The 21150-nt window shown below is 64.5% G+C and carries 20 protein-coding genes and 1 pseudogene; 12 read left to right on the top strand and 9 right to left on the bottom strand.

All coding sequences use genetic code 11. The features are described 5' to 3' along the window. The first annotated feature begins 226 nt into the window (after positions 1-226). Positions 227-883: a TetR/AcrR family transcriptional regulator gene (locus ACFXN1_RS17320; protein ID WP_379404784.1), complete on the top strand. Its 657-nt coding sequence runs from the start codon at positions 227-229 to the stop codon at positions 881-883. Between the two features lie 36 nt (positions 884-919). Then, positions 920-1810, top strand: coding sequence for an alpha/beta fold hydrolase (locus tag ACFXN1_RS17315; RefSeq protein ID WP_379445230.1), 891 nt, complete (start codon positions 920-922; stop codon positions 1808-1810). Positions 1811-2076: 266 nt separating this feature from the next. On the opposite strand, the gene ACFXN1_RS17310 is transcribed toward ACFXN1_RS17315, so the two are convergent. Continuing rightward, positions 2077-3351 carry an IS110 family transposase gene (locus ACFXN1_RS17310; RefSeq protein WP_379445229.1) on the bottom strand — a complete coding sequence of 425 codons (1275 nt, stop codon included), beginning with the start codon at positions 3349-3351 and terminating at the stop codon, positions 2077-2079. Between the two features lie 363 nt (positions 3352-3714). Between ACFXN1_RS17310 and ACFXN1_RS17305 the strand changes: the two are divergent. Continuing rightward, positions 3715-3933, top strand: a pseudogene (locus ACFXN1_RS17305) (Ltp family lipoprotein); the annotation flags it as partial. A 276-nt stretch (positions 3934-4209) separates the two neighbouring features. Here the strand turns inward: ACFXN1_RS17305 and ACFXN1_RS17300 are convergent. Together ACFXN1_RS17300 and ACFXN1_RS17295 are read right to left on the bottom strand one after the other, a co-directional pair. Further along, positions 4210-4620 carry a DUF4189 domain-containing protein gene (locus ACFXN1_RS17300; protein ID WP_379445228.1) on the bottom strand — a complete coding sequence of 137 codons (411 nt, stop codon included), beginning with the start codon at positions 4618-4620 and terminating at the stop codon, positions 4210-4212. A 477-nt stretch (positions 4621-5097) separates the two neighbouring features. Then, positions 5098-6015, bottom strand: a complete 918-nt coding sequence (locus ACFXN1_RS17295) for an alpha/beta fold hydrolase (protein WP_379445227.1) — start codon at positions 6013-6015, stop codon at positions 5098-5100. Between the two features lie 311 nt (positions 6016-6326). Here ACFXN1_RS17295 and ACFXN1_RS17290 point away from each other — a divergent pair, with 311 nt between their 5' ends. After that, the gene (locus ACFXN1_RS17290) at positions 6327-6788 is read left to right on the top strand and encodes a DUF4442 domain-containing protein (protein ID WP_379445225.1); all 462 of its coding nucleotides are present in this window, start codon (positions 6327-6329) and stop codon (positions 6786-6788) included. A 159-nt stretch (positions 6789-6947) separates the two neighbouring features. Then, positions 6948-7262: a hypothetical protein gene (locus ACFXN1_RS17285; RefSeq protein ID WP_379445224.1), complete on the top strand. Its 315-nt coding sequence runs from the start codon at positions 6948-6950 to the stop codon at positions 7260-7262. Positions 7263-7518: 256 nt separating this feature from the next. On the opposite strand, the gene ACFXN1_RS17280 is transcribed toward ACFXN1_RS17285, so the two are convergent. The 4 genes from ACFXN1_RS17280 to ACFXN1_RS17265 all read right to left on the bottom strand — a co-directional run bounded on the left by ACFXN1_RS17280 (position 7519) and on the right by ACFXN1_RS17265 (position 11059). Next, entirely contained in the window at positions 7519-7773 is a 255-nt protein-coding gene (locus tag ACFXN1_RS17280) for a hypothetical protein (protein ID WP_379445222.1), read from the bottom strand. A gap of 378 nt (positions 7774-8151) precedes the next feature. Continuing rightward, positions 8152-8598 carry a hypothetical protein gene (locus ACFXN1_RS17275; RefSeq protein ID WP_379445221.1) on the bottom strand — a complete coding sequence of 149 codons (447 nt, stop codon included), beginning with the start codon at positions 8596-8598 and terminating at the stop codon, positions 8152-8154. Positions 8599-9094: 496 nt separating this feature from the next. Then, positions 9095-9820 carry a DUF4232 domain-containing protein gene (locus ACFXN1_RS17270; protein ID WP_379445220.1) on the bottom strand — a complete coding sequence of 242 codons (726 nt, stop codon included), beginning with the start codon at positions 9818-9820 and terminating at the stop codon, positions 9095-9097. A gap of 366 nt (positions 9821-10186) precedes the next feature. Beyond that, entirely contained in the window at positions 10187-11059 is an 873-nt protein-coding gene (locus tag ACFXN1_RS17265; RefSeq protein ID WP_379445218.1) for an aldo/keto reductase family oxidoreductase, read from the bottom strand. Between the two features lie 128 nt (positions 11060-11187). Between ACFXN1_RS17265 and ACFXN1_RS17260 the strand changes: the two genes are divergently transcribed. Both ACFXN1_RS17260 and ACFXN1_RS17255 read left to right on the top strand, forming a co-directional pair. Then, complete coding sequence (locus tag ACFXN1_RS17260; RefSeq protein WP_379445217.1) at positions 11188-11631, top strand: winged helix-turn-helix transcriptional regulator; 444 nt, start codon at positions 11188-11190, stop codon at positions 11629-11631. A gap of 510 nt (positions 11632-12141) precedes the next feature. Then, positions 12142-13077 (top strand): YncE family protein, encoded by a 936-nt coding sequence (locus tag ACFXN1_RS17255; protein WP_379445216.1) that lies wholly within the window; start codon positions 12142-12144, stop codon positions 13075-13077. 448 nt (positions 13078-13525) lie between these two features. Here the strand turns inward: ACFXN1_RS17255 and ACFXN1_RS17250 are convergent, their stop codons facing one another. Further along, on the bottom strand, positions 13526-13951 hold the full coding sequence (locus tag ACFXN1_RS17250) for a MarR family winged helix-turn-helix transcriptional regulator (protein ID WP_379445214.1): 426 nt from the start codon (positions 13949-13951) through the stop codon (positions 13526-13528). Between the two features lie 79 nt (positions 13952-14030). Between ACFXN1_RS17250 and ACFXN1_RS17245 the strand changes: the two genes are divergently transcribed. From ACFXN1_RS17245 to ACFXN1_RS17225, 5 genes are all read left to right on the top strand, one after another. Then, on the top strand, positions 14031-14885 hold the full coding sequence (locus ACFXN1_RS17245) for an SDR family oxidoreductase (RefSeq protein WP_379445213.1): 855 nt from the start codon (positions 14031-14033) through the stop codon (positions 14883-14885). A gap of 402 nt (positions 14886-15287) precedes the next feature. Further along, on the top strand, positions 15288-15431 hold the full coding sequence (locus tag ACFXN1_RS17240) for a hypothetical protein (RefSeq protein WP_379391326.1): 144 nt from the start codon (positions 15288-15290) through the stop codon (positions 15429-15431). Between the two features lie 494 nt (positions 15432-15925). Further along, positions 15926-16324: a nuclear transport factor 2 family protein gene (locus ACFXN1_RS17235; RefSeq protein ID WP_379445212.1), complete on the top strand. Its 399-nt coding sequence runs from the start codon at positions 15926-15928 to the stop codon at positions 16322-16324. 314 nt (positions 16325-16638) lie between these two features. Beyond that, positions 16639-18039, top strand: a complete 1401-nt coding sequence (locus tag ACFXN1_RS17230; protein WP_379445210.1) for an arylsulfatase — start codon at positions 16639-16641, stop codon at positions 18037-18039. A 246-nt stretch (positions 18040-18285) separates the two neighbouring features. Then, positions 18286-18906, top strand: coding sequence for a hypothetical protein (locus ACFXN1_RS17225; protein WP_379445209.1), 621 nt, complete (start codon positions 18286-18288; stop codon positions 18904-18906). Positions 18907-19651: 745 nt separating this feature from the next. Here ACFXN1_RS17225 and ACFXN1_RS17220 read toward each other — a convergent pair. Next, positions 19652-20476 carry an SDR family NAD(P)-dependent oxidoreductase gene (locus ACFXN1_RS17220; RefSeq protein ID WP_379445208.1) on the bottom strand — a complete coding sequence of 275 codons (825 nt, stop codon included), beginning with the start codon at positions 20474-20476 and terminating at the stop codon, positions 19652-19654. Positions 20477-21150: the final 674 nt, after the last annotated feature.

Below are 21150 nucleotides of genomic sequence, written 5' to 3'. Positions count from 1 at the left end.
ATGCCGTCCGCCGAACGCACTCAATTGCCGCATACCGCGCTGACCGAACCGGCCAGCGCGGGGCATCGGAGATCAACGGGCAGAGCGTCGTACGACCGCCGGCAGTGCCCGCTCATGCCGATGTGCGGATGTCGAAATGCCGGGCAGTTGTTCAGCGCCATTCGGCTTTCGGGATGACCGGACCGATCGGTGGACAACCAGCCGGATTCCACATACGGTACAGAACGTGTCGTTTCGTAATAGTCACACCACGGATCCGGTACCTGAAGTGCGTGCAGGAAGGCCCCGTGATGCGGCGCGTGAGGTCGAGATCCTCGCGTGTGTGCTGGAGCTGGTGGGTGAGGTCGGTTATGACGCGTTGACGTTCGAGGCGGTCGCGCGTCGTGCTCGGGCGTCGAAGGCGACGCTGTACCGGCGCTGGGAGACCAAGCGGGACATGGTGGTTGCCGCGGTCAAGGCCGGTCCCGCAGCCGACACTTCCGCGGACCCGGTCGATACCGGTTCCCTGCGCGGAGACCTGATTGCCTTGTGCGAACGGCTCGCCACCACGATGGATGCTGCCGACCCGACGATGAGCTTGATGCTGCTGCATGCGGGTCTGGAGGATCCCGACCTGTGTCGCCACATCGAAGAAGCGAGCGGGCCGACCGGCGCCAAGTTGCCAGCCTCGGTGATATCGGCTGCCATCACCCGGGGCGAGCTACCAGCCGGTGCTCAACCATTCCCTTTCGAGGAAATCACCGGGTCAGTGCTGCTTCTACGCAGGCTGAACGGGCTTCCCGCCGGAGCCGAGTATCTGGCACATCTGGTCGACACGATTCTTGTCCCGGCTCTGCGAGCAAGCGCGAGTGCAGAACCTCCGCTACCCGCCATTTTCTCCTGACGACACGTCCAACCGATCGACGAAAGGTGCGCGCCCATGTCGGGCACGACAATCAACGACTTCGAATACCGCCATGTCCTGGGGACGGACAGCGTCCATCTGAATGTCGCCGTCGGCGGTGACGGCCACCCCATCGTCCTGTTGCACGGCTTTCCGCAGACTCACCTCATGTGGCGGCATGTTGCCCGTGAACTGGCAGACCGCCACCGGGTGATCGTGCCTGATCTGCGTGGCTACGGTGCGAGCGACAAACCCGAAGAGGCGACGCCGGACACCTATTCGAAGCGGACCATGGCGCTCGACATCGTCAGTGTCGTGCGCGAACTCGGCTACGAACAGTTCAGCCTCATCGGCCATGACCGCGGAGCACTGGTCGGGGTCCGAGCAGCGCTCGACCACCCGGACACGATCACTCACTTGGGGATTCTGGATGTGCTGCCGACCATGGATACCTGGGGCGTGCTGCACGGTGTCGATGCCGCCGTCGCTTGGCACCTATATCTGATGGCACAACCAAAGGGCTTGCCCGAGAGGATGATCGAAGCCGTCGCCGAAGACTTCTTCAGCTCGTTCCTCGACGCCTGGGACCCCAGCGGAACCACCTTCCCACCCGAGGTCCGCCGACACTACATCGACAGCTCCATGCGCGCTGTGCCATCCATCGTCGCCGACTACCGGGCCACAGCCGGAATCGACTTGGCGATGGACCGAGCCGACCGCAAGGCAGGCGCCCAGTTGGCCATGCCTGTTGCAGTGATCTCCCAGGACTGGGGGGCACGTCTCGGATTCGACGCAGCCGCTCTCTGGCGGCAATGGGCTCCGACCGCCACCTACCAGCCGATCGACGCCGGCCACTTCATGGCCGAGGAAAAGCCAACGGACGTAACCGCCTTCATCCTGGACCTAGTACAACGCACACCCGCATGAACCGACAAGCTCGGAGGAAGTTTCCAACTCGTCGAGTGGCGAACCGGCAACGTCCTGTAATCAGCGTAAGGCGTTTTGTGTCAAGCGGTTCGGTCGGTGCCTCGGTCTGTCGTCGTCCCGGCATAGCGGTAATGGGGTTGGTTCCCTGCAGCGTGTAATCGGGTTGAGTGACGACAGGTCGGGGCTGCCCAGGATTACAGGCGAGATCACGGGGTGTCTCGATGCCGCGTAGGGCTCGCCCCGACCGACCGCTCGACGGCCGCCGGTCAGGCGGCGGTCGAGATCGTGGATGGTTTCGGTCTGCCGTGAGTGGCGATCTCGGCGTCCCAGTGTTGGCCGGTGGTGACGACGGCATGCAGGTGCCGCAGGATGGCTGCCGCGATCGCGGCTTCGGCCTGGGTCGGGGTGAGTTTGTTGGTGTCTCTGCTGGTCAGATGTTGGTAGCGGGCGGCATAGACGGGGTTGGCGTGGCGGGCGGCGAACACGGCCCGCCAGGCGGCCAGCCGCAACGCGGGTCGGCCGTGGCCGGTGATTTTGGTGCGGCCGGTGAAAGCTCCGGATTGCTTCTCCCGCGGCGCCAGCCCAGCGTGTTTGACCACAGCGCGGGCGGTGGGAAACCTGGTGAGATCACCGGTTTCGGCGAGGATCGCCGCGGCACCGACCGCCGAGAGTCCGGTGATCGAGGTGACCAGCGTGGTCAACCCGAGCTCGTCGAGCACTGCGACCATGCGAGCCTCGGTGTCGGCCAGCCGCTGCCGATCGAGGGTCCAATCGGCGAGCAGTAGTTGCACGCGCTCGAGCGCACCGCGTCGATGCGCGAGAACACCGGCCGAATCCTTCAGGGCCGCGAACAGATTCCGCACTATCCGCAGACAGGGCCGCTGCCCGCCAGCGCGGACGACACCCGCGCGCACGGCTTGCTCGAGCCGCGCGAGCCCCAAACGCCGGGTCCGGGTCAGATCACCTCGGTCACGCTCACAGATCACTCGCATCGCCGCCACCCAGGAACGGGAGCGAAACGGTTGCCGCGCGGTCTCAAGCGCGGCCGGCCACACGCATTCCAGCAATGCCCGCATCTGCGGGACCTGGGCCACCATTCCGACGATCAGATGTTCGCGTCGCGCGCCCAGATGCCGCAGCCTGCCCCATGTTTCGTCGACCGGCTCGGGCACATAGCACCGCAACTGGGCGGTGAGCCGGGCGATCAGCACCGCGTCCTTCTCATCGGTCTTGTCGCTGGTGAGGTCTTCGGCACGGCGCGACCACGCGGTCATCGCCGGTTGCACACACACGAAGGCCATGCCCCGGTCAGCGGCCAACTGCCCCAGCACCCGCCACCGATGCCCGGTCGGTTCACACGCCACCGTCACACCGGCGAACCCAGCCCTGGCAGCGTGCTCGGCCGCCCAGTCCAGGCCAGCACCAAGATCCCATGCACGACACCGGAAAGTTCTGCGCGCCAGCACTTTCGAGTCATGATCAACGACCACCACCATCTGTTTGCGTTCGGCCAGATCGATCCCGACTATCGCGTTGCTCACCGGAACCAACCCCCGCAGCCTCGCCAAACGCGCGTTCCGGTTGCGATCACCCCGGGACACGCCACTACCGTTACCCATGGAACGTCCCCCTACCGCGATGGGACACCAAGCCCGACAAGCGCATCAGGAGGACGTTCCCCACGTCCAGACACCCAACGCACAGAACGTCTTTCTATGCCGCATAGCGCGCTGCGCAGTTCGGACAGCGCTGCACGGCGAAAGATCAACCGGCCGTTCGGTTCTGAGCACATACGCAGGCCACCCGGTCGGCCGGGCGACGTGTTACGCCGAGTCCGCGCCGACGCGGTCCCGTAGATGCTCAGGGGACATGAACTGCCATCCCACCGACATCCCGTGCCTAACAGCGGTCTGATTCACCAGCTCGAGTACGAAGACTTCTCCACCGCAGACGCTACGTTCGCAGTGGACAGCCTGAATGTGGACTGGAACGAGCAGGCGGCAAAGAGCGCCAAGCAGTACCTCGAGTACACCTCGTTCTCTCGGTCCGGACTGATCGATCAGCTGGTATACGACGGCTTTACGCGCGCCCAGGCCGAGTACGGGGCCAATGCCTCCTACTGACAATCTCTTTCGGCGGTAGACCCTGTTGGCGAGAAGCGAGCACTGCGGCGCGCGGCCGGTCGTAGTGCTCGCGTGGGCGCGGCGCGTGGGGTTTTCATCACCACCAAAGCGTTCACGTCGGGTGCCCGGGCTAAACCGGTCTGGCTTCAGTCAGCGGGAGTGAGCGATAATGCCGCATACCGCGCTGGACCGAACCGGCCAGCGCGAGGCGCCAGCGGCCGGAACCTGATGCGGTGCAGAACGTCCGCTACTGCCGAGGACCGTGCTGGAACTAGATCAAGGCTGGGTGCAGGCATGTTCGCGATTGAACGAGCCGACGCTTCCGGTGCCGGTGGGGAGGTTGCGGGTGGCGTCTGCGTATGCCTCCCCCGGGGTCGCCCCCATACCGAAGCCCACGATCGGGAACCCTGCGACGATCGCGAGCGGACTCGTCACGACTGCACCGCAGCCGTTCGCGAACGTCACCATCATCCGGCAGTCGATGATGCCTTGACCCTTGCACGCTCGGTCGGCGGCTCGAATGGCGTCGGCTTCCGTCGGGTGGTTGACCGAAAACGCGTAGACGTTGCCCCATACGCTGAGGGAAACGGCGCCCCAGTTGACCGGGTCGGCGGCGGCAGGCGGTGCCGCAAGAACGGCAGCGGCGCTCACCGAGAGGGCGGCGGCCGCAAAGAATTTGTTGAACAAGTGGCGTGCTTCCTCTGCGCGCCGACCAGGGTGCGGCGATCGCATGGAAGATACCGCAGCGCATGGACTCGAGATCGCCCCAAGTCTTGGGGGCACGGCAAAGACCATCACGAACGAACTGCGGTGTTCGTGACGGATCTGCTGAAACCGATCTAGTCGCCCTTGGCTGCGGGAGCGCCCTCGTCGGTGGCCATCGCCTCGCGCAGCGACGGACGCGGTCAACTATGACGACGTGTGGCCCGGGCGAGAGCCGTGGCTGCGGCGGATTCGGTCCTCCCTCGACGAGGTCGCCTTGCCGAACACACTCTTCTGCCGCTGACCGCGCTGACCGAACCGGCCAGCGCAGGGCATCGAAAGATCAACTGGCCGTGCCGATCCGAGGCCGACGGAACGTCCGCTACTGCCGAGAAGCCCGAATTCACTTGAACGCGTGCTTCTCTGACCTGTGGGGCCGTTCCGTCGCAAGCCTCTGATCCGTCACTTCGTGATCGAGCGGGCCGCGAGAACATTCAGCAGTGTGGTCACGAACGGCTCGGCCGAGCCGAGGTAGCCAGCGTGGTCGCCGGGAAACTCGACGAGTTCGGCGTTGATCGTCGGCGCGAACTCCAGGGCAGGCAGCGCGGGCCGGAACGCACGCGAGTCCGCACCGATGCCGAAGATCAATCGGTCGGCCGACTTGGCGAGCGCGGGCACGTCCGGCTGGTAGCCGACGACGTCGAGCATTTCGTTGCCAAGAAAGAACGGCAGGTTGGCGTGCATGCGTGCGCGCATCTCCCCGATAGCGGGCGGCAGTTGCGTGGACTCGGCCGGCTGATTCTGCGCTGGCATGCCGATACCCGCGCCGAACTTCTGGAACGCGGCGTCGGTGCCCTCGCGCAGAAACGTGGCGTGGACGTCGGCGAAGAAGGCCGCGTGGTCGGCGGCGTCGGGCAGGACGGTGAACATCGGCGGCTCGTGCGCGATGACCAGGCGCACCCGGTCCGGATACCGGCTGAGCAGGTCGAGCGCGGTGATAGCGCCACCGCTATTGCCGAACACGAACGGCGGCTCGTCGGTGAGCGCGTCGATGATGGCGAGCGCGTCATCCGCACGTTCGCGCACCGGTTGCGACCCGGGGTCGTCGGTGGTCAGTGTGCTGCGCGAGTTGCCGCGCGCGTCGTAGGTGATGACCGTGTAGCGCTGTGCGAGCGGCGCGGCGACGAACTGGAACACGTCGCCGTCGCCCGTGTTGCCGTGCAACAGGACGAGCGGCGGGCCGTCGCCGCGAACCTCATAGCGCAGACGGGCACCAGGCACATCGAGAAAACCGGTCGTACCAAACAAGATTCGCTCCCCCAAGGTTGTTGATATTGCTAGAGCCACACTAGCCTCGGGGCCGCCCTCTGCCCCAGCCATTCCCCGGCTGCAGCGTTTCACACAGGGAGTGCCCACCCCAAGTGCTGACTATGGTTAACGAAAGTATCCGGTCATGCCGCATACCGCGCTGACCGAACCGGCCAACGCAGGGCATCGGAAGATCAACTGGCCGTGCGGATCCGACGCCGGCGGAACGTCCGCAACTGCCGAATGTCGTATGGTCGGATTGATCGACATCTCGGCATCTGCCGCGGAACGGCTGTATGGTTTGGGTTCCACTGCGTAGCGGGTAACACTCCGAAATGTGTTTCAAGCCAGGGCGATTCGAAGGACGCACGCTTCCCGCGTTGGTGGTGACGCCGGACAGGTTGCGGGTGGTGATGAATCTTGCTCCGCCGTTGTTGTTTCTCGGGGTGCGGGTCGAACGATTCGCCGCCGACTGGACATCGGCCGAGGTGAGTTTGAAGGTGCGGCGCTGGAACTCCAACCACAACGGTGCCGCCCCGGGATGGTCGCTCTTCGCAATGACCGATCCGTTCTTCGGGATGATGGCCTATGGGCAGCTCGGCAGCGGTTACCAGGTGTGGAACACCACCGCAGAGATCGAGTTCCTGGCGCCCGGACGCGGCACAGTGCGCTCGACGATGCTCATGCCACGAGAGCTGGTCGACGATATCCGGCGAAGGACCGCCGACGGCTCGAGATCGACTACCAACCACGAAGCGCAGCTTGTCGATTCGAACGGCGCAGTGATTGCTCGCGCCCGCCAGGAACTCTACGTTCGGAGAGCCGAACAGCGTCTTCCCGAATAACCAAACCCAACGGACGCACCATAATGCCGCTGATCGCTCGGTTCAGGACAGCAGCGGTACGCGCCAGCGAACACACTGATCTACCGACGATCACGCTGATCGAGAGTGGCTGGGCGTTGAAGGTCACGGGGTTGGTCGTGCACAGTTACGCTCCCGATCGTGGTTGCGGATGGATACGCGGAGTTGTCCGGGCTGGAAGTCGAGCAGGTATGGGTCTGGTGCGGCTGGTTGCGCCTCGTACTTTTCGACCCGGGCCCGCCCGGTGATCGCGATACCTATGTCGATCTCAACGATTTCCAGTTCACCGACGCTGCGGGCACGGAGTGGTGCGTCCGGACCGAGGACGACCCCCGCACCGCGGGCCCGGTCCTGGGCCTGTTGCGATGCCGGCTTGCCACTGCGCAAGCGACGGACGAGGTTCTGACCCTCGTCTTCGACAACGGTGCACGCATCGTGGGTGAGCTTCCCCTGTGATAGTGGACGCAGGATTCGCAAGTTCGTCCGGTGCCGGAAAGAACGCCCGCTATTGCCGCATACCGCGCTGACCAAACCGGCCAGCGCGGGACATCGGAAGATCAACTGGCCGTGCCGATCTGAGGCCGGCGGAACGTCCGCAACTGCCGCATACCGCGCTGACCAAACCGGCCAGCGCGGAGCATCGGAAGATCAACTGGCCGTGCCGATCCGAGGCCGGCGGAACGTCAGCTATTGCCGATGAGCGTGCGAGGGGTCATCGGCCCGATATGCCATTGCCGGCTGGGTATTCCGCATGGATGTCGCCGCCGAACAACTTCCAGTAGAAGGCGTTCATCCTCGCGGCGGCGGGTGCGTGCCAGGTCAGGATCTCGGCCACAACCGGCGACACGTCGTCGGGGATGTGGCCGGCGGCGCACTGAAGGACGTACTCGTTGCGGGCAACCGGGCTGCCGGTGGTCGGCAGCGGTATCCCGCAGACATCGGTCACCAGCCAGTTGACCAGTCGCATGGCGGCGAAGTCGGCGTCATGGCGGGCGTGCCGTTCGGCGAAGTCGCGCTCGGCGGCCGACAGGTCGAAAAGCGGCGAGGTAGCACGGTCGGTCGAACTCCATCCGCTCTTGCACGGACGTCCTGCCGCATACCGCGCTGACCGATCTGGCCAGCGCGGGGCGGTGGAAGATCAACCGGCCCGTAGCCATCCGAGGACGGCCGAACGCACCGCAATGCCGATGACCGAGCAGTATCGACTAACAACGTCGGTGGATGTCGGCGACCACGAACTGTGCGCAGTCGGGATACTGCTAGCCCAGAACAGAATCCAAAGCGGCTGTTCTTGCCGCCCTGCCCGCGTAAACGGTCAAATGATCGGGCTGCCGCGTAATCCGGTCTAGGTGGTCGTGGTGCCGGACCAGCCGAAGTCGAAGCTGTGTCCCTTCGAATTGCACAGGATCCCGCCGCGCCCGCCACCACTGCACGTGGCGCCCGCGTAGCTGATGGTCGAGCCGTATCCGTTGCCCTGCGGGAGGGTGTTGGCATCGGAACGACCGTATGGACCGAACACGCCGAAGGTCGGGTGCGCGGGCAGGAACGGCACATCGATGGCGAGATCGGTCACCGGAATCATGTTCAGCCACCTGGCGATGCCGGGCGCGATGTCACAACCCGTCGTGCCATCCGACTTGATCGAACACTGCGCGGGACCCACGTTGAAGTAGACGGTGTCACCGATCATGTAGTCGTTCGGATTCACCGCATCCGCATTGGCGGTACCCGCACAGGCCATCGAAATCGCTGCTGCGGCCACGGCCATACCCGCGAAGGCACGCATTCTCATTCGTTCTCCCCTCTGAGTTCGGTCCGACCAGATCTCGGACACTGCACGTTCCCTTGAAGTGGCGAGTTTTCTTGAGCCAGTTAACGATACGATCAGACGGCACGAAATCGAGGCAATCGGCGAAACCACCATCGGACTGCGATCGAGAAGATCGATCCTGACGATCGGTTCGCGCCGGAACCGGTCCCCGCGGCCCGCTCCTGGCTAGCCGAACGACCCGGTTCGGAACGCATTGTATGCACTTTCTCCGCCACATAGTGCGCGGTTCGAAACGGCCATGGGCTCAGTGTCATGGGCCCTGGTCGCAGACCATTGACTGCCGCATAGCACTTCACGACCGTCAACCCCTTTACTCTCGCCGAGCTGTGGAGTGGACGCGGCGAATGTGCCCGAGGAAACCGACGTGGCCCGGATCATCGATACATGCAGTTCTTCCACGGCCGGCCCTGTGCACCAAGGTGATTCCTGGGCGCCGGACGGCGGGGAGTTGCTCGGGCTACGGGGTGATGGGGTGTATGACGACCGAGCAGGGGTACATGCTGCCGGTCTCCACCGGTTGGGTGGCGGTCATGTCGGGTGGAGTGACGTTGAGGGTGTGGGATACCGGGCAGGGGCGGCCGTTGTCGGTGGTGGTGCTTTCGACGATGGCGTGGGCGGGCTGCCCGGGCTTGATCGTCACCTGCTGTGGGGTCAAGAAGCTGTGGTCGGGGTTCTGGCCGTAGACGGCGCTGTACAGGGAGCGCCGGGCGTGCACCCAGTTGTTGCCCGGGGCCCACATGTCGACGCCGGGGTAGCCGACCATCCAGCACGAGGTGTCGCCGGTGGCTTCGAAGATAAGCGCGGTGCCGGCGTAGTTCTGGTTCAGGGCTGCCAGGTTTTCGGCGCGGACATGGATCTGACCGTTCGTGCATTCCGCGATGGGCGCGACCGTCGGCGTCGGCGCCGGGGTCCCGGTCGAACCATCGCCCGCAACCGGACTACCCCCGCCGGATGGCTGCCCGCCGCCGGAATCCGGCGAGCCCCCCGACCCCGGCGAAGCAGGCGCACCGCTGGGTGCCGGCGTCCCACCCGAACCCGTCGGACCGCCGGTCGGAACCGAGCTCGACACGGTGGCCGGACCCGGCGAAACCGTCAGCGACCCATTTCCGTTCGCGGTGCACCCAGCGGTCACCGCCACCAACACGCCAGCCAACACTGCCACACCCGCGGTATTTCGCTTCATGATCCGATTACTCCCTCGTTCGCGCCGTATCCCGTTGCGCTGCAAACCGATCGGCGACACTGCTGCAACGATTGACATATCTGCGCAACCGCCCCGAGTGTTAGCGAACAAGAATGTTCCCAATCGCCGATGCGGCGTATACCCCCGGGTCGGAGGGAGGCGCTCCGCTGCCGGCGATTACGGCGAGCCCACCTCGACCACCTACCGGCGGTGTGCGGTCATCGCGAAACCGTGCTGACCGAACAGGCCAGTGCGGGGCATCGGAAGATCAACGGGCAGAGCGCTGTACGACCGCCTGCAGTGCGCGCTCATGCCGAGTTGAGTGTGTTCGTTGGTCACGGTCCGCGGTGGCAGCGCGGAATTCGGCTAGTGGCTGATCTTTTCCAGCTCGTCGATTTCGTTGTCGGAGAGCGACATTCCCGCGCCGACGAGATTCTCGCGCAGGTGGATCGTCGATGAGGTACCTGGGATCAGCAGGATATTCGGTGATCGATGCAGCAGCCAGGCCAGGGCCACTGACATCGGTGTCACATTCAACCGGTCGGCGACGGCCGACAGCGCCGCGGACTGTAGTGGACTGAAGCCACCGAGCGGGAAGAAAGGTACGTAGGCGATGCCCTGCTCGGCGAGGGTGTCGATCAGTTCGTCGTCTCGACGGTAGGCAAGGTTGTACATGTTCTGCACGCACACGATCGGCGCGATCGTCTGCGCCTCGGCGACCTGTTCGGCCGTCGCGTTGCTCACGCCGAGGTGGCGGATCAGACCCTGCTGCTGGAGTTCGGCGAGGGTCTCGAACGGCTCTGCGAGTGAACCGGACTGTGGCCCTCGAGCATTGCCGAGCCGGAGGTTGACCACGTCGAGCGCCTCGAGACCGAGCGATTCCAGGTTCTCGTGGACGGCGCGGCGCAATTCTTCGGGTCGTCGGGCCGGGGGCCATCCACCCTGCTGATCTCGGGTCGCCCCAACCTTGGTCACGATGTGCAGCTGTTCGGGGTAAGGGTGCAGTGCTTCGCGGATCAGCTGGTTTGTGATGCGTGGCCCGTAGGCGTCGGCGGTATCGATGTGGGTGATGCCGAAGTCGACGACCTCGCGCAGGACGGCGAGCGCGCCGTCGCGATCGGCAGGCGGACCCATGACCCCAGGGCCGGCGAGTTGCATTGCGCCGTAACCGAACCGGGTAACAGTCAGGTCGCCCAGGGTCCAGGTTCCGCCGGGAAGCGAAGGGGAGGGTGCGTTCATACCTCTGTCTCTCATCTCGAGCCGGTTGGTGTCTGCTGGTGTCCTTCTTCATCATTGACCTGTAACTTCCCGACAGGAAGTAGGCACCTCGAAGTGCGTAACTCACCCACAGGTTGGAGAAGCCGCTGATGGCAACGACGACGGCAGCCCAGAAGAGAGCACAGTCCAAGGCCGAATACGACGCCTTCCTGGCGGCATGCCCGAGCCGCAAACTGCTGGAACGGATCTCCGATAAATGGGTCACACTGATCGTGACCGCGCTCGGCAACGGCGGGTCACATCAGCCCGGCACCCCCTGCGCCGGCGAGCCGCGTTCGATGCGCTACTCGGAGCTGTCGCGCCAGCTGGCAGGCGTCAGCCAGAAGATGCTTACCCAAACCCTCCGCTCCCTGGAGCGAGACGGTTTGATCACCCGCACCGCGACACCGACCGTGCCCGTGACTGTCTCCTACGAACTGACCAACCTCGGCCTCTCGCTCCACCAATTGGTCCGCGAGATCAAAGGCTGGGCCGAAACGCACATGGATGAAGTGCTCACCAACCGCGCAGCACACGACACCCCCGTCGACTGAACCACGCAACCCAAACCCGCCCTCTTCCCCCACTCCAGCAGGACTACTGCATATAGTCAGCGATAGCGAGCTCTCATACCGCATACCGCGCTGGCCGAACCGGCCACGCGTAGTGACATCGGCCTCCTCCCGTGACCACATCTGACGTCTCCTGATCGGCGAGATATGTTGCAGTACAGAAGGTCTCGCAGTGGTCAAAAACGACAAGGTCGAATTCTGCACATCCGCCACCCGAACTGCCCGGGATCCGGATGGCGACGGCGGGCACGCCCCGAAACAGACCGTGGACTACGGTTGCGGAGAAGGTTGCAAGATCAACGGGGGAAGTGCGTGTTTCGACCGGGTCGTTTTCGGTGTCCATCAAGGCTTTTCGGGGCGCTCGGCCTCGCCGCGGCCGTCGTGCTCACGATCGGCGGCTGCGCATCCCCGGCCCCCGCCACCCATTTCTCGACCCAGGCCCCCACCACAACAAAAGATCCGGCGACCAACCGGGACTTCGACGGTCTCGGGGTGGGAGCCTACCGGAGTTACGGGACCGTGGAAGTGGGTAGCGGGCCGCGCGGCGTCGCCGTCGATCCGGGACTGCACCGGGCCTACGTCGTCGACCAGAACCCTGCCGTGCCGTCCGCTCCAGTCACCGTCTCGGTGCTCGACACCCGGACGCGGGCGACCGTCGCCACGATCACCGTGGACGACGTGTTCGTCCGCGAGACACAGCCGGTCGTCGTCGATCCCGCGACGCATCTCGTATATCTGCTGAGCGTCGGCGTGCGCGGAAAATTGGTAGTCATCGATCCGGCCACCGATTCGGTGACCGCGCGCATCTCCGTCGGTGAGCATACGGATTCCAGCGCCCTGGCCATCGATTCCGACCGACACCTCGCCTATGTCGCCAACGATTACTACGCGACGGTCGTGGCGATCGACACCAACAGCCTGGACATCGTGGCCGTCATCCCGGTCGGCGCGCACCCCGCGGCGCTGGCGATCGATCCGGCGAGCCACCAGGTATGGGCAGCCACAGCGGGCAGCCTGTCGATCATCGACCCCGATGCTCTCAAGGTGAGCGCTACAATCCCCGCCACCGCGGAACCACACGGCGTCGCAATCGACTCCGAAACACACACCGCCTACATCACCGACTTCACCGGCACCTCGGTCATGCTGATCGACACCGCAACCCATGCGGCAACCCACATCTCACTCCAACCCGAACCGTCCTACGCGGTAGCGATCGACCCCACCCTCCACACCGCCTACCTCACCTCCGGCGCCTTCGGCAGCATCACCATGATCGACACAAGAACCCACACCCTCACCGCTTCCCGCACCTCCGGCCATTCCCCCGGCTGGACCGGCGGCATAGCCGTAGACCCCACGACCCACGAGATCTACGTAACCCACGGCGAAACCGCCCACACCGTCGAAGTGCTCACCCCCGCCTGACCATCCCCGATCGATCGCACCCGCTTCGAACCGTCCGGTTCGAGGCGGTGCGCACTGTGGGCTCCGCTATCGGTACAGCCGACTGGGTCCAAGATCGCCAGCGAGTATGCGCGCGAACTACCCACAGCGGCCGATCATGCGCGAAATGATTAGGGATGCAACAGATTTCGGGAGCCGTGAATATTGCGGGCCGATGTCGGGGTTCGGTCGTGACTGTGCCCGGGGTGGCCCTGCCTCATAGGCAGATCGAAGCGCCAAGGAGGGCATCCGCGTGGACAACGCCGGTATGAATCGGTCCGGGCAACGTCCGCACATGCCGCGACCCGCGCGGTTCGAAGCGGCCGACACTGACCTGCGGAAAATCAATGGGCAGAGTGCCTCACGATCGTCAGCGGTGCGCGCTCACGCTGAATGTCGCGTATTTCGAGGGCCATTGATCGGTTGTCGGTCAGTCTGTGAGCAGGATGGTGAGCAGGGTGCGGAGTTGGTGTTGTTGCTCGGTGGTCAGCCGGGCCAGCGGTTGGCTGGCGAAGGGCATGCGGGCTTGTAGGTCCTCAGCGACGCGTTTGCCCTGATCGGTCGCCGCGACCAGGCGCACTCGTCGGTCGTTCGGATTCTCCCGGCGCTCGATCAGGCCGCGGGTCTGCAATTTGTCGACGAGGGCGGTGACATTCGACGGCTCGGCGTGCAGATGTTCGGCGATCCGCCGGGTCACGACCGGTTCCTGCGCTGCCAGCAACGCTTTGGCCTGCATGGGCGTCAACCCATGGGCGCCGGCCGCTGCCTCCGCCTCGGTGGCGTAGCGGCGATTGATCGCCGCGAACAGCCCCACCACCTCGGCCGTCAGTTCCCGCTGCTCCTGCTCGCTCGACATGCCCCCACTATAGCGATACCCCATCATAATTATGATGTACTATGATTATAGTTCATAACTAATAGCCAGGAGGAAACCCATGAGCCCGTCCATCGACCGGAAAACCGTCCTGATCACCGGCACCTCGACCGGCATCGGACTGCACACGGCCATCCACGCCGCCCGCTCCGGCTGGCAAGTCATCGCCACCATGCGCGACACCGCCCGCTCCACTGCACTCGTCGAGCTCGCCCGCGACAACGGCGTCGCCGACCACGTCGAGGTCCGACAGCTCGACGTCACCGATCCAGCCTCCGTCCACCGCTGCGTCTCCGGCGTCGTCGACGACCACGGCCACCTCGACGCGCTGATCAACAACGCGGGCGCCGGCCACCTCGGCACCCTCGAACTGGAGGACATCGGCGAGATCCGCGCCGTCATGGAGGTCAACTTCTTCGGCGTGCTCGAAGTCACCCGCGCCGCGCTCCCGCAACTGCGCGCCACACACGGACGAGTACTCACCGTCAGCAGTGTCGGCGGGGTCATCGGACAGCCGTTCAACGAGGCATACTGTGCCGCAAAGTTCGCCGTCGAGGGCTTCATGGAAGCGTTGGCGCCGGTAGCCGCGCAGTCCGGCGTCGCGGTCAGCGTCATCGAACCCGGTGCCGTCGCAAGCGAATTCGTCGCCAACGTCGGCGGACGCGAAATGCTGGCCACGAACGCGACTGGACCGTACGCTTCGGCGCTGGCCGCCTACCGCAAGCGCACCGAGGGCGCCTTCGCCAACGCACAATCTCCCGAATCCGCCGCCCAGGCCATCGTCGAAGCACTCGACGCCACCGACCTCCCGTTCCGAGTCCAGACCTCCGACACCGCCCGAAACTTCGTCGCCGTCAAGCTCGCCGACCTCGACGGCGCGAAAGTGCAGGGCATGACCGGCAATTGGATCGGGTGAACTACCCAACCGCAACCAGGCGCGTCGTACCCGGATACAGGCGAGCGAATCATCAATTCATCGCGCCGCCCACACCTACGCATCCTCCTCGCGCTGGTCACCCTTTTCGGACGGGCATCTGCTGAACACACCCAGCTGCGCTTCTCGCGCGGCTCGAAGCGGCCCGCGCGGGGCAGGCGAAAGTCCAACTGGCCCTGCCGATCCGAGGCGGCGGAATATCCACAATTGCCGACTATCGGACCGTCTGCCTGGATGTTGTCGGCTATGCCGAAGGCGATCGCGCGCCGATGCAAAGTCCTGCCGTCGGCACGCCTTGTTCTGATCCGGGGCTGGGAAGAGCCAGGATGGCGTACTGTCGAGGCCACGAGGCCGTAGAGGTCTTCCAAACAAAGGACGTACCAGTTGTCCGACAAATCTCCGCGTAGCAAGATGTCCAAGGCTCAGGGGAAATCCCTGAAGGAAAAACGAGCGGAGAAGAAGGCCAAGTCGGCCACCCCGCAATCGGGTGTCGAGGCCTTGGAGAACAGGGGCAAGAAGCGCAAGTAGACGTACGGTCTCCTACGCCGAGGCTTGGCTCGGATGGAGTTCGAGCTCGGGTGGGCTGGATCGCTCGCGCTTCCGTCTACTTTGTCCAGTCGAGCCGTGGGTCATAGTCGCCCCATCCTCAGCGCGGTCTACGGCCCGAAATGATCTCGGGCCGTACCTGCGTCCGCTCATGCCGGGTAGTTCGAGGCCGGCAGGGTGTCGCCGATTCTTCGAGTATCCAACAGTGGTCGGGTGATCTTGACGGACGGGATGAATCTGCGGCCTTCGACACCGCAGTCGCACAACGGTTCCCGGACTACTGCGGGTTGTAACACACGCCATCCTGTACTGCCGCGATCCGCGCAGTTCGAAGCCGCGGCGCCTGTCCGGGGGTGTCGGGGGCACTTGTGACATCGTCGCGACAGCGACCGTATTGATGTACGGCCATCGGCACGGCAGCTACGAATCACTCCCAGCGGTCAATGAACGACGCACCACGAGAGAGGAGACCTGCCGTGCCTGGCTCCAGCGATCCGATGGCGGTGGTGCACCAGTATGTCGACGCTTTCAACAACGGTGACGAGAGGGCTATGGCGGCGGCGTGCGCTGACCCGATGCAGATTCTGGACGGAATGTCGCCACACGTGTGGCAGGGGCCGACAGCAGCAGAGGACTGGTGGAGGGCCGCGCTCGCCGAGGCTGAGCACGTCGGGGCTTCCGGTTACCGCATCGATCTCGGTGAGCCACGCCATGTCGATGTCACCGGCGACTTCGGGTATGTCGTCGTTCCGTGCACCTTCTCGTACAACCTTCAGGGCGAGCAGGTCGCGCAAACCGGCGCGGTCTTCACTGCGGCACTGGGCAAGGTCGGCACCGATTGGCGCTTGACGGCCTGGGCTTGGGCAAAAGGATGACAGGCACTCGGCAGCTCTACGAGATGACCGCCTGAGCCTCCACCGCATACCGCGCTGACCAACCGGCGAGCGCGGCTGCGTGGAAGATCAACTGGCAGGGGCCATCTGAGCCCGCCGACCGAACGTCGTCAGTGCACGGGACTCACTATTTGCGGGTGACCTGGTGTGTGCTTTGATGATGGTTGCGCGCGCCCGCAGAGGAACGATGCTGATCAGGCGTGGGCCTGCGCGGATTTTCTTTGCCGAGGACCTCGCCACCTCAGGTTTCCTGCCCCATCCCAGACGATGACGTATCGGAAAAGGGGTTGATCGACATGGCGCCGAGCATTCGACCGAATATCGTCTTCATGCTGCTGGACAACGTCGGCTGGGGCGATTGGGGGTGTTACGGCGGCCAGACGCCCACCCCACGTATCGACGCCCTCGCAGCAGAGGGCACCAGGCTCACCAATTACACCGTCGAACCGCAATGCACCCCCACCCGTTCGGCCATCCTCACCGGACGCCTGCCGGTGCGATCCGGAACCACGCAGGTGCCGCTGCTGCCGAAACCCTACGGGCTGTGCCCGTGGGAATACACGCTGGCCAACCTGCTGTCCGACGCCGGCTATGCGACGGCCGCATACGGGAAATGGCACCTCGGCGCGACCGAGGGCAGGCTGCCGACCGATCAGGGTTTCGACGAGTGGTGGGGACTGAAGAACACCACCGACGAGGCCGGTTACACCGGGTACGTCGCCTACCGGGAGTTACTCGACAGCGGATTCCCGCTGCCCCTGGCGATCGGTATGGGAGTCGGCGAATCACCAAAACTCTGGGAAGCCAGAAAGGGCCGGCAGGCCGAGGCGACCGGCGACCTCGACCTGGAAATCCGCCCATACCTGGACGAGAAGATCGTCGAGCGGGCCACGGAATACATTGCGCGGCAGGCGGCAGCGAACCAGCCGTTCTTCACCTACATCGGCTTCACACACATCCATCCGCCCGAGCGGGTGCACCCGGAATTCGACCGGACGGCACCGCACCGGCTCGGCCTGTACGCCGACATCATCGCCGAGATAGACCATCGAGTGGGTCAGGTTCTCGACGCTATCGACCACGCCGGGATCGCCGAGGACACGATCGTCGTACTCTCCAGCGACAACGCCACATGCGGAGTCCTCAGCGTCCCAGGCGGTTCGAACGGACCCTGGCGAGGAAATTTCTTCACCCCACCCTATGAGGGCTCCTACCGGGTACCGGCGATCATCCGCTGGCCGGGCCATGTGCCTGCCGGACGCGTGAGCAACGACATGCTGGCCGGCCTCGACTGGCTGCCGACCTTGGCCGGGATGCTCGGCGAATCCGGCCGCGTCCCCCGCGACAGGCCCATCGACGGCCTCGATGCCTCGGCGTTCCTGACCGGCCACACCGAGAAGTCGCCGCGCAGATACGTCGCGTTGTTCGGGCTCGACGACCAGCTGATGTCGGTGAAGGTGGACTACGGCAAAGTCGTGTTCCGCTACACCGAAGGAATAGACAAACCCATAGTCCAACCGTACTTCCCCCAGGTGTTCGACCTGAGCAGCGATCCGCACGAAAACTACAATCTGGCCGACACCAGAATGGACTGCACCTGGATGTTGTTCCTGGCCGGCGCTGTCATCGCGGAGTATCAGAAAAGTATCGAGCAGTACCGCAATATCGAGACCGGAGAAGACTTCACCGGCTACTGACATGATGACGGCCCGATGGTATCTGCCTGGACGTCGCGGGAGTAGTGGTGTAACCGGCCGGAATCAGGCGCCAACGCAGTGATGCCCTGAACGTAGACCCGGGACATCACGAGAGTGGTTGTGGCTGTTGCTATTTCTTGCCGGATCCGCCGCTGTTGTTCAACAACCTCGATGAATATCCGCTACTGCCACGGACCTCGCTGACCGAACCAGCAGGAATGTCTTTTCGCTGCCTTCCCCGGGGACGTGTTCGATCCCATCGAGAGGGCTGACGAGGTCGGCACGAAGAGGTTGATCGCCGGTGGGCGTCTGGACAATGAGGACGGCGCGGGCAACTGGTTCGCCCTCATACGTTATCCCGGTGATCGCGCGCTGCTGTTCGGATGGGATCGCGAAAATCACGTCTGGGACAAGTCGTACGACCCCAGAGCCGCTGCGCCGGAATGGGTTCGCGCCCTTGAACTGAAGACCCACCACCCGCGTGTGCTCACCGCGGATGCCGTCAGCTTCGTGCGCTGGCGGGAGAATGGCCGATGGCACTCGACGCCCACCGAACACGACGACGGCCTGAATATGTGCCTGCACAATTACGCCCATGCCGAGAGCCTTTATGGCCGTGTCGACACTGCGTACGCCAACGCCGAGTACGTGGCCCATGACGACGACGCAGACGAGGTTCTCGACCATGTCAGCCTCGACGAACTCACCCGTCTGGCCGAGGCCGCCGAACGCTACGCAGTGACCGAACACGACCTGAACATCCACGAACCCGAAGTCGCCGACGCCGCCATCGCTATCTCTGGCAGGCCGGCATCGCCTCCGGCGCCCCCGCAACCGGTCGAATCACTACCCGCTACAACGCAATAGACACCCAGGAACCGCTGGCGCGAACATCCTCAATTGCCGCTGGCCGCGCCGTTCGAAGCGGCCACGGCTCCGATCAGCGAGCGCGCGATCCTGCCGAGTTATGGCGTTACTCGGGAATGACGATTCCTAGTGCGCGCAGGCGCGGCAAACACGCCGCTAGGCACTGCTCCACCAAAGCCTCATCGGTACGCACAAGAACGTCACCACGCAACGGTGCGCCGTTGGCCACGAATGTCCACGGCACTTGCCCTTCTGCCCACCACTCGGCGTCAACCTTGAATAGCACCGTTATTCCTTGTCTGGGAGTTTCGGATTAACGGTTATCCCGGCACTCCCGCCGAGTGTCATACGCCCGCCGGCGGCGCCCGGCTGCTGCGGCCGGGCGGGAGAATTGAGCGGTGAGATCGACTGGAGCGCAACTGTCTGGTGACGCCGCAGGACGTGGTTTCCCTGGTAAATCTGCGACCGTATGACACGTGGACGCCAGAATCGCACTCCTGGACAGGATCACCGGTGACTCCATGTCTGGGGCCATGTCGATCTGTACGGGGCAAACTGGGGTGCAAGCAAATTCGGCTCCGGTGTGAGTTGTGGGTAGTGGTTTGCGGCTGGGGCGGTTTCGCATCTGCTGGGCGGATCCGCGGGGCGGATCCGAGCGCTGTGGCGGCAATGGCCGCTGGGTTCGGTCGCGAGGTTCACGGTCGGTGTTCCAGGATCACGTGGCCGGGAGTTCCCGAATCCGGGGTCAGATGACCATTCCGCCGTTGGGGCTGATGATCTGGCCGGTGAGGTAGTGGTTGTCGCCGGCGAGGTAGACCGCGAGGGAGGCGTATTCCTCGGGCGCGCCGAGCCTGCCCAGGGGGACTTGTTGGAACAGGCTGTTCCTCTGTTGGGGGGTGGCCTTGTCGAGGTAAGCCTGGAACGGCGGCGTCAGCACACCGCCGCAAGCGATAGCGTTGACGAGGATGTTTGCTCCGGCGACATCGAGTGCGACAGTTTTGGTCAGATTGGCGACGGCGGCCTTGGTGGCCGAGTACCCGGGGCTGTGGGCGCTGGCGGCCGAGATGCCGGCGACGGAGCTGATGTTGATGATGCGCCCGTAGTGCTGTGGTTCCATGTAGCGCAGCGCGGCGCGGGTGCAGTAGAACACGCCGTGGACATTGACGGCCCACCATTTGAGCCAGTCATCGTCGGTGAGGCTGGTGGTGATGCCCAGCGATCGGCGTTCGGTGGGCGTGGTCACATAGGTGTAGTTCAGGTTCCGGCGTGCTTCCTCGGCCGGTGACTTGGGCACGATCGCGGCATTGTTGACCAGGATGTGGACGGTGCCGAAGCGGTCGGAGGCGTCGGTGAACATCTGGTCGACCGCAGGCCGGTCGGCGACGTCGACGAGTGCCGCGAGGCATTGGCGGCCCAGTGCATGGATCTGGTCGGTGAGGTCGGCCAGTTTGTCGGTCTGGATGTCGCAGGCAACGATGTCGGCGCCGGCTTGTGCCATCGATAGGGCGATGGCTTTGCCCAGTCCCTGGCCGGCGCCGGTGACGACGGCGGTCTTCCCGGATAGTGTCATGATCATCTCCTGATCGGTCGCGGTTGTCTCCGCGCCCCGTGCGGACGCGATACTGTTGTGGCGCAGTGGCTTTCAGCCGCAGGTTCGCAGTTCGCGTTTGGGGATCTTGCCGGTGGCGGTCATCGGGAGGGTCCGGACGAATTCGGCGCAACGGCCAGCGACTCCGCCTCGTGAGTCATGAGGATTTCCTCGTGGAAGACGACGTCGGGATCACCCGCTCCCGCACCGCCAACGGCCGAAACGACCCGTATTTCAACGAGTTCCGCACTCGAGAAACCCGGAAAGACGGGGCGCTGGGTTCTTTGTGGTTCCGCGTCGTGCGGCGGGTGTGTGATCGGAAACCAGATCTGTCGTATCTGCCTGTCGCACTGCGGGACCGGGTAGCTGCGGCGCTGGCTGGGCTCCGATCACCGGACCGGTAGGCCGGTCACGCCGCGGCTGTGGCGGGTGATCCTCGGGTCGAGAGGGCTGTCGTGGGAGGCGAAGGTTGCCTTTATGCCGCGGACTGCGGCTCGGCCGAAGTCGACCGAGGGCGTGTACGCCAGTGCGGTGTGCATGTGGCTGGAGGGTTTCGCGCGTTAGAGGATGTCGCGTGGGTCGGTGGGACCGGCGGCGGCTGCGGCGTGGACTCTGCCTTCTTCCTCGAAGGTGTGGAAGCCCTCGTAGGTGAGGAA

The sequence above is a fragment of the Nocardia sp. NPDC059154 genome (assembly GCF_042755705.1).
Lineage (GTDB): Bacteria > Actinomycetota > Actinomycetes > Mycobacteriales > Mycobacteriaceae > Nocardia.
The sequence above is the reverse complement of the archived record's forward strand: the minus strand, read 5'-3'. Positions and strand labels throughout refer to the sequence as shown.

Coding starts and splice junctions, on each gene's coding strand:
- ACFXN1_RS17315 (WP_379445230.1), top strand. CDS start 920: ATGTCGGGCACGACAATCAACGACTTCGAATACCGCCATGTCCTGGGG.
- ACFXN1_RS17295 (WP_379445227.1), bottom strand. CDS start 6,015: ATGGCTGGGGCAGAGGGCGGCCCCGAGGCTAGTGTGGCTCTAGCAATA.
- ACFXN1_RS17280 (WP_379445222.1), bottom strand. CDS start 7,773: ATGCGACTGGTCAACTGGCTGGTGACCGATGTCTGCGGGATACCGCTG.
- ACFXN1_RS17275 (WP_379445221.1), bottom strand. CDS start 8,598: ATGAGAATGCGTGCCTTCGCGGGTATGGCCGTGGCCGCAGCAGCGATT.
- ACFXN1_RS17270 (WP_379445220.1), bottom strand. CDS start 9,820: ATGAAGCGAAATACCGCGGGTGTGGCAGTGTTGGCTGGCGTGTTGGTG.
- ACFXN1_RS17265 (WP_379445218.1), bottom strand. CDS start 11,059: ATGAACGCACCCTCCCCTTCGCTTCCCGGCGGAACCTGGACCCTGGGC.
- ACFXN1_RS17260 (WP_379445217.1), top strand. CDS start 11,188: ATGGCAACGACGACGGCAGCCCAGAAGAGAGCACAGTCCAAGGCCGAA.
- ACFXN1_RS17250 (WP_379445214.1), bottom strand. CDS start 13,951: ATGTCGAGCGAGCAGGAGCAGCGGGAACTGACGGCCGAGGTGGTGGGG.
- ACFXN1_RS17245 (WP_379445213.1), top strand. CDS start 14,031: ATGAGCCCGTCCATCGACCGGAAAACCGTCCTGATCACCGGCACCTCG.
- ACFXN1_RS17230 (WP_379445210.1), top strand. CDS start 16,639: ATGGCGCCGAGCATTCGACCGAATATCGTCTTCATGCTGCTGGACAAC.
- ACFXN1_RS17220 (WP_379445208.1), bottom strand. CDS start 20,476: ATGACACTATCCGGGAAGACCGCCGTCGTCACCGGCGCCGGCCAGGGA.